The organism is Streptomyces sp. NPDC006265, from assembly GCF_040613555.1.
GTDB lineage: Bacteria > Actinomycetota > Actinomycetes > Streptomycetales > Streptomycetaceae > Streptomyces.
Genome location: NZ_JBEXSH010000451.1, coordinates 1 through 7,306, shown reverse-complemented (window position 1 = coordinate 7,306; position 7,306 = coordinate 1). Strand labels below are relative to the sequence as shown.

Below are 7,306 nucleotides of genomic sequence, written 5' to 3'. Positions count from 1 at the left end.
GCCTGGGTGGAGGCCGGGCACGCCGCGCTCACCGAGCCTTCGGCAATGTGGCCAGCGAGCGGCGTTCCTCCCCCTCGCCGCGGCCGGCCACGCGCCACACCGGCCCAGCGGGACCGTGCTGGGTCAGCTGTGCCAGCGTCGTGGTCGCCACGATGATCCGGTAGTTCACGCTCTGGATGCGGCGGGCCCGCTCGTGGAAGGCCGCTTCCCGGGTGGCCGGGGCCGCGCGGCGCGGGGCCGGGGCGAAGACGAACAGCACCGGCGGGAAGGGCCGGTCCAGGGACGGCCCGGCGTAGGTCTCCTGCCAATGGCTGCGCGGGGCCCGGGCGGCGTTCCCGCGTCCGGTCGCCGGCGCGTTGCGGTAGGCGTCGTAGCGCTCCAGCTTGGCGACCAGGCGGGCATAGGACATGGTGCGGTCGATCTCCACGAACGCGCTGGAGCCGTTGTTCAGGAGCACCACGGCGTCGGGCACCAGGTTCCCGGCCGGAGTGGGGTGGGCGACCTCCACCTGCCAGTCGGCGTGTTCGGCCGCCTCCGCCTCGTGGAAGGCGACGACGGTGTCGACCAGGGCGAGGCCGTGTTCCCGAAGACCCGTCTTGCTGGCGGCGATGCGCTTCCCGGTGGTCCGGCCGGCCCTCGGCTGAAGTTCGCCGGAGGCGGCGGCTTCGGCGAGGCCCGCCGGGGTGCAGTACCAGTAGCTCTGCTGGGCGCGGTTGGTCCGGCCGACCAGGGCTGGGGATTCGGCGAGCAGGTTGCGCAGCGCGCGCCGGACGTGGTCGGTGTCCTGCTGGTGGGGCAGCAGCAGTGCCTTGAGCTGGCGGGGTGTGGCCAGGCGTAGCTGGGCGAGGGTGAGCAGGACCTCGCCGCGGATCTCCGCTCCGGCCTTCGTCGCCGCCGCCCTGCGGGCCCGGGACGCTTCTCCAGGTACATCAGTAGTAGGAGAAGAGGAGTTGCAACCGGTCGGGGCGGGCGAATCGGGGGTCTGATCAGTGACAACGGTCAGACGGCGGCTCGGAGCTGCGGGGCTGGGAGCGGGGATCGCCACAGGGCTCGCCGTGGGGCTCGCCGTCGCAGCAGTGTCCGCCGGGGCCGGCGGAGTGTGCGGGGTGGGTGCGGTGGTCATCGCGTCCTCGGGATTCTCCGGCCCGTACGCGGCCGGATCGGTGACAGGTCCGGCCCGCATGCGAAGTGACGCGGGCCGGGGCCACCGTGCGAAGCCACCCCTTGTCCGCGACCTGACGGTCACCGCCGATGGGCGTCCGCTTTCACCTGGTTGACCCGATAGACCAGCGGGTTTGTCCGTGACCGACGTCACGAGCACCTCCCCGTCCCGGCTCCGAACTCTGTCCACAGGCAAATGCCTGCACCGTAGGGCGATCGGCCAGGCGCAACAGGCGCCCGGCGTGCGAACAGTGAGGAAGCGTCATGGAGACGACATCGTCGAAGCTGCCCGAGCTCGCCCCGGAGCAGATCGCGCGGGCCACCGACTACATAGAGCTGGTCTGGCGGTCCCAGGGCAGCGAGCAAGATGAGGCCGCGCTGGCGGAGTTCCACGCCGACGGCCTCGAGTTGGCGCTGCTGATCGGTGAGTTCGGCGCGCTGCTGCTGGCCGACTACATCAGCGTGGTGCCCGATGAGCACACCGACTGCGACGCCGGGCACGTCCTCGGGAACCTGGTGGCCGTGACGAGCCGGTACCTGAGGCGCTGGTGCCACGCGGGCGGCGGGGCGCAGGCCGCCTACATCGCGGCCGTGTTCCTGATCGAGTGCATGCAGGAGGTTGACCAGGTTTCCCAGTTCCTCGCCGACATCCGAGGCAACGTCGGCACCGGGCACGGGGTGGCTGTTGCCTGAGCGGGCGGAAGCCGGGACAGCGCCCGGGAAGGAGATTTCTCCGTCCCGGGCGCTGTCCCGTTCGGGCGAGATGTCGCACGTAGCGAACCCGGTCAAGGAACGATGCGCCAGCCTGGCGTCGGCGGTGGACATCGGATGCTGTGCACTCCCCCACTGCGATGCCGTGCACTCCCGGCCGATGTCGTACATCGAGTGGAATCCACTGTCCGGGCACCGGGTGCGGTGGCGCCCACCGAGTGGGTTCCACTCCGCACGATGTCGTCCACTCCGAGCCGACGGTGCGCACGATCGGTGCGGTGGTGCGCACCGTGGTGCGGGTCGGTGCGCGCACCGCCGGCGCGGCGGTGGGGATGGTGCGCGCACCATCCGGCACCTGGCGCGTATCGCGGCGCGCTCGGAGTGGCGGCGCGATGCCGCCGCCAAGAGGAGCCGGATCGAGCCGAGTTCCTATATCACACAGCCCCTTGTCCGCAGTTCGGCCAGAGTCCCGAATGTGCGATATGGGGCCCGCGCATGTGGGGCAGGTCACACGGAATGGGTTCGAGTGCGGGCCCGGCGGGCGCGTGCCGCATCCCCGGCCGGGCGGTGCGCACCTGCTCGGGCAGGCGGTGCGCTGGGTGCGCGCACCGAGGATGTGGTGCGCCCGCCTGGGTCCACCGGTGCGCGCACCATCGCCTTCCGTGCGCGCACCGGGGTGCGGTGGCCGGGGAGGGTGGCGCACCACGATGCGCACCGGTGCGGCGGCCGGGAGTGAACGACATCGTCGGTGCGCGCACGATGCCGTTCCGCGATGAAGTGCACGGGTGACATCGAATGGGGGCACCGGATGCCGGGATGTCCCACTCCCCCACCGGCGAGTGCTCACCAGAGTGGAGTCCACTTCCCCCCCGGTGGGCTCCACTCTCCGGGCGGTGCATCGTCGGGCTGCGCGCCGCACGCCTGGTGGGGTCCGCCGTCTCCGCTCACCCCTGACGGCGTCGGGGCAGGCGCGCGGTGCGCCACGGGTTCGGCCGGCCACCGGGGTACTGCCGCGTCCGGGGGCGGCGCGGCGGCGGCTTCGGTGACCGGTTCAGCGCCGCGAGCTGCGCCATGCGCAGCCGGGACGCGTCGATGAGCTGCTCCAGGTGCTCGCGCTGCTCCGGCGAAAGGTGCAGCGGGGTCGGGTCGACCATCGAGGCCTCCATGCTTGGGCGGGGTCACTGCTCCGCACCCTCGCCGGTCCCCGCCGCCTCGAGGCAGGACGCTTGGGCCGTGTCCCGACAGATGGCCCGGTGACTTCTCTGTCCGTCCCTCCAGCCGGGACCGGTCGCCTGCGCACACGCCGGCGCCCACGGACATCTGGTCCGTGGGCGCCTGTGCGATGCGGCGGTCAGCTCTCCAGCATGGCCTGGAGGTCGCTCAGCGTCAGCTCGTTCGTGCCCCGATCGGCCGCGCTGCTCTGCGTCCACTTGAGGATCGCGGGATGGGCATCCTCCGGTGAGTACGAAGTGCTGACGGCCGTGTTCTGGCCGTCGGTGTCGGCGAGCTGGGTGAGGTAGGCGGCAAGGGTGTGCGGTCCGCCGCCGCCGTAGCCGATGCCGTACCCGTGGCCCTCACGCTGCGGGAGGATCGAAAGGTCTCCCTTCTCCGTCCGCGCCCAGAACAGGCTGCGGCCGGTGTGGAAGCGGCTGAACGTGTCGCCGGGGCGCAGGGCGAGCGGAGCGAACGTCTTGTAGCTCCACTCGTCCGTGCCGCCCTCGCCTCGGTGCTTGAAGTGCTTGCCGACGACGGGGAGCCCGAACTCGGGGTCGTAGAAGGTCCGGCGGCACACGCAGCCCGATCCGGAGATCGCCGACGGGCTGCTGGCGTCTTCCGTGACGCACGGGTGGAACAGGGTCGGGATCTTCGCGGGCTCCACGAGCGTGCAGTGCATCGCGTTCGGCTCGCAGCGCACCAGCCTGCCGAACCACTCCTGGAAGTGCGGTGTCACGGTCTGCTGCGCCTCGATGTCCACCTCCGCGTTCAGCGCCGACGAAGCGACACCGAGGCGCGCCTCGCTATAGAGGACGAAGTGCATGAAGCCGTTCGTCGGGTCGGTCAGGTTCAGGTCGACGGGCTCGTAGGTCACGTGGCGCTCCAATGCGGACGTGCTGGCGGCGGGGTCAGGAGACGCGGTGCTCGGGACGCAGGACCAGGCCGCGGTTGAAGAACTGCGCGGTGTCGTCCGGTCCGAGTCGGAGGGCGCGGGAGACGGCCGTGCCTTCGTCGTCGCGGGCGAAGGCGAGCAGGATCTTGCGGCTGGCTGGGTCGGCCATGGTCCGGCGGGCGGCTTCGACGGTGTGGGCGACGCAGCCGGTGGTGCCGTCTTCGACGATGTCCCGGCGCGTCTTGTCGTCCCAGACGTTGAGCTGGAGGTTGGCGCCCTCGGTGGAGCAGTCCTCCTTGGAGTCCGCACCGAGCACGCACCGCCCGAGCATCGCGGCGTGGGCGTGGCGCTGGAGGTAGACGGCCGTGCCCAGGAGCCGGTCGACTTCCTTCGCCGTGTTCTCGCGGGCCTTCTCCGGGCTGACGAGCGAGGTCTTCGGGTCGTGGGGCTGCACCCGGATCTTCAGCGCCGCCAGGCTGCGGGCGAGGTCGTCGGCGATGCTGAGCAGGCCCACCAGGTTCACGTCGCCACGGTGCCGGGGCGGGGGCAGTTCGTCGGGGTAGCTCTCCAACGGTTCCAGCGGTTCGTGCAGGTCGGTCAAGGTTCCTCCCGTGCCGGGTGCCAACTTCCCGATTCTCGATCCGCCCCGAGACGCAGACAGCGCGAAGGCGTAGATCAGCCACGCGCTGTCCGGTTGGCACCCCCTCACTGTCCGGGGGCTGCTCCCCTGCCCGGGTCCGGCCGGGGCGTGTGGTGCCGCTGCTGACTGCCCGGGTCGGCGGCCGGGGCCGGCTGAGCCTGCTTCGTCTGGTCCGCCTGCTCTTCGACCATGCGGCCTCGAGCCTCTGCCGCGCGGGTGTGCGCGGCGATGCGGGCGAGGTTCTGCGGCGAGGTCATCCACGTCGCGGGGTCCGTCGTACGGCCCTCCAGATACTCCTGCGGCATCGCGGCCTGCTGGTGAGCCTGGATGGCGGCGGCCCGCTGCGCTGCGGTCTCGCCGCCCGGCGGCGTGGCTGGAGCGGTCGCGGCCGGAGCTTCATCCCGTACGGCGGGCGGGTCGGTGAGGGCGGCGCGGATCGCGTTCTGCAGGGCGAGGCTGGCGACCCGGGCCCGCTCGTACCGGGACGACTCCCGCGGCGGCTTCCCATCAGTGCCCGCGATCCACCAGCGGATGGGCCAGGCGAAGTCGGCGGTGTAGGAGAGCTGATCCGGGGCCGGGGTCCGCCGGCCCTTCTGGGGCACGGTGAGCTGACGGCAGTAGCGCTCCAGAGCCCGGTCGGCGATGTGGCTGTCGATGCCGGGCACGTAGGCGCGGCGGCCGCGCAGGGTCTCCAGCAGGTGCCGGCGTGCTTCGGCCAGGACGTGGCGGCGGGAGAAGATGCCGCGCGTGGTGAAGACGACCGCGGCGACGTCGACCGTAGCGAGCGCGGTGTCCACCCATGGCCCCACCCGGGCCCGGATCGCCGCCCCGGCCGCCTGGCATCGCTGAAGCAGCCCGTCGACCATCCGCTGCCCGAACTTCAGGAGCGCGGAGACACGCCACCACGCGAGCAGCTGGTCCAGCGGGCGCGGGGTCTTCTTGTCCGGGCGGGTCTCCTGCGCCGCCCACCACCCGAGCCCGTGGCGGGCTCGCTCGCCGGGCAGCCGGCCGTGCTTCTTCACGTAGTCGTCGGTGATGCCCTCGAGGACGTCCTCGATCCGCTTGCGGCGGGTGGAGGACCAGTCGATGAGCTCCTGGGAGACGCCGGCTATCTCCATCACCGGGCGCAGGCCCGGCGTCACCTCCCGGGGCACGGTCGCCAGTCCGAGCTTCTCGCACACCTCGGTGGTCATCTCCAGGGTGTACAGCGAGTCGGCCGCCACGATGTGCTTGTAGAGCCGGACCGTGTCCAGCGCGTACCAGGAGCCATCCGGGCGTTGCACCCGATTCGCGATCAGGCAGTGCTCATGCAGGAGGGGGAACCCGTTCCTGTTGTCGAAGTGCCGGAACGCCGCGACGACCAGAGCCGGGGCCTTCGCGCGCTCCCGGCCGGACGCCCACCGGGTCTCCGCTACCTCATCCTCCAGCCAGCGCAGCGTCTTGGTGACGGCCCGCTCGTGCGCCCGCTCGATGATCCGGCGCGTCCGCTCATCCCCCAGTGCCCACAGCACGACCAGCGACGCCTGCGGCCGGAACACGAAGTCCAGGGCGAGCAGCGGCTTCTGCTTGCGCTGCTCGATCTCCTCGATCGGCTGTCCGAGGACAGTGGCCAGCCGCGCCGTCTCCGGGTCCTCGCCGTCGTCCAGGAGCTTGCGCTCCATACGGTCGGCGTCCGGGTGCCGGCCTTCCCCGAACAGAAGCTCCATCTGCCGCTCTGTCACCGTCTCCCCGTCGGTGAGCCCGAGCGCGGCCAGGCCGCGCCCCATCCACACCCCGGGCGGAAGCCCGGCCATCTCCTGGGCGTCCTTCAACGACTGGCGGGCCGGACGGCGACCGTCCCCGAACGCGACCCCGCGCGTGTAGTACCGCCACGCGTTCCGCCTTTGGACCTTCGCAACACTGATCATGCAGGCAGCGAACACCCGCTCTGACCTGCGGAAAAGCCCGATCCCGTGGGGCGGGATAGTTCACCGCAACTTCACGGCCGATCCCGCAGGGCGGGCATCTGCGCCGACGTCGCGCCCGCCCTGCGGACATCCCCGGGCCATGCAAATCCTGCGCGGCAACCGCCCGCCCACGCCTCAAACACCCCAACAACCAACAGCGGACGACTCCACCATCACCGCACACACCTACGCTCCACTCCCCGCCCGGCACGCATGCCAGCGGCCCACCACCGGGAGAGTGGTGGGCCGCTGACGTGTCCGGGAGGCGCTGCGGAAGTGTGCCACTGTGACACAGTTCCGGGGTCAGCCCGAACCTGGCGCGGACCGAAAAGTGTGCCACTGTGGCACGTTTTCCGAGGCGTCAGTCGATCGCGATACCCGCTTCTTCCAGGGCCGCGTTCAGAGTCCTCGCCAGCAGGAGGACCTTCTCCGGGTCTTCCTTCACGGCCAGCCGCACGGTGTCCGGAACGAGGATCTTGACGGCCCTCTCGACTTCCGCACCGGGGTTGGCCTGCGTCAGGGCTGGCTTCTCGTCCTCATCGTCCTCTGCCCGGACTACGAGGCCACAGAGGGCGACGGCCTTGGCCAGTTCATCAGGCGAGGGGACGACTCCCTTCTTAGTTGACCAGGCGGTCTCCCAGACCTTGAGAACGCTGTCCTCGCCGTGCTGCCGACGTACCGGGTGCAGCACCTGGGTCTGTCGCGACGACAGGTCACTGACCGGGTGGTCGGCCTTTGCGA

At 71.2% G+C, this 7,306-nt stretch carries 7 protein-coding genes; 1 reads left to right on the top strand and 6 read right to left on the bottom strand.

All coding sequences use genetic code 11. The features are described from left to right. Positions 1–28: 28 nt before the first annotated feature. Complete coding sequence (locus ABZ281_RS30065) at positions 29–1,183, bottom strand: replication-relaxation family protein (protein ID WP_356660526.1); 1,155 nt, start codon at positions 1,181–1,183, stop codon at positions 29–31. 242 nt (positions 1,184–1,425) lie between these two features. Here ABZ281_RS30065 and ABZ281_RS30060 point away from each other — a divergent pair, with 242 nt between their 5' ends. Beyond that, positions 1,426–1,854 carry a hypothetical protein gene (locus ABZ281_RS30060; RefSeq protein ID WP_356660524.1) on the top strand — a complete coding sequence of 143 codons (429 nt, stop codon included), beginning with the start codon at positions 1,426–1,428 and terminating at the stop codon, positions 1,852–1,854. A gap of 962 nt (positions 1,855–2,816) precedes the next feature. Here the strand turns inward: ABZ281_RS30060 and ABZ281_RS30055 are convergent. The 5 genes from ABZ281_RS30055 to ABZ281_RS30035 all read right to left on the bottom strand — a co-directional run. Then, positions 2,817–3,026 carry a hypothetical protein gene (locus ABZ281_RS30055; protein WP_356660522.1) on the bottom strand — a complete coding sequence of 70 codons (210 nt, stop codon included), beginning with the start codon at positions 3,024–3,026 and terminating at the stop codon, positions 2,817–2,819. A 197-nt stretch (positions 3,027–3,223) separates the two neighbouring features. Continuing rightward, the gene (locus ABZ281_RS30050; RefSeq protein ID WP_356660520.1) at positions 3,224–3,961 is read right to left on the bottom strand and encodes a hypothetical protein; all 738 of its coding nucleotides are present in this window, start codon (positions 3,959–3,961) and stop codon (positions 3,224–3,226) included. Positions 3,962–3,995: 34 nt separating this feature from the next. Next, positions 3,996–4,580 carry a hypothetical protein gene (locus ABZ281_RS30045; RefSeq protein ID WP_356660518.1) on the bottom strand — a complete coding sequence of 195 codons (585 nt, stop codon included), beginning with the start codon at positions 4,578–4,580 and terminating at the stop codon, positions 3,996–3,998. 104 nt (positions 4,581–4,684) lie between these two features. Next, complete coding sequence (mobF, locus tag ABZ281_RS30040; protein ID WP_356660516.1) at positions 4,685–6,526, bottom strand: MobF family relaxase; 1,842 nt, start codon at positions 6,524–6,526, stop codon at positions 4,685–4,687. A 400-nt stretch (positions 6,527–6,926) separates the two neighbouring features. Further along, positions 6,927–7,306 (bottom strand): hypothetical protein (locus ABZ281_RS30035; protein WP_356660514.1); only part of this gene is annotated, 380 nt, incomplete at its 5' end.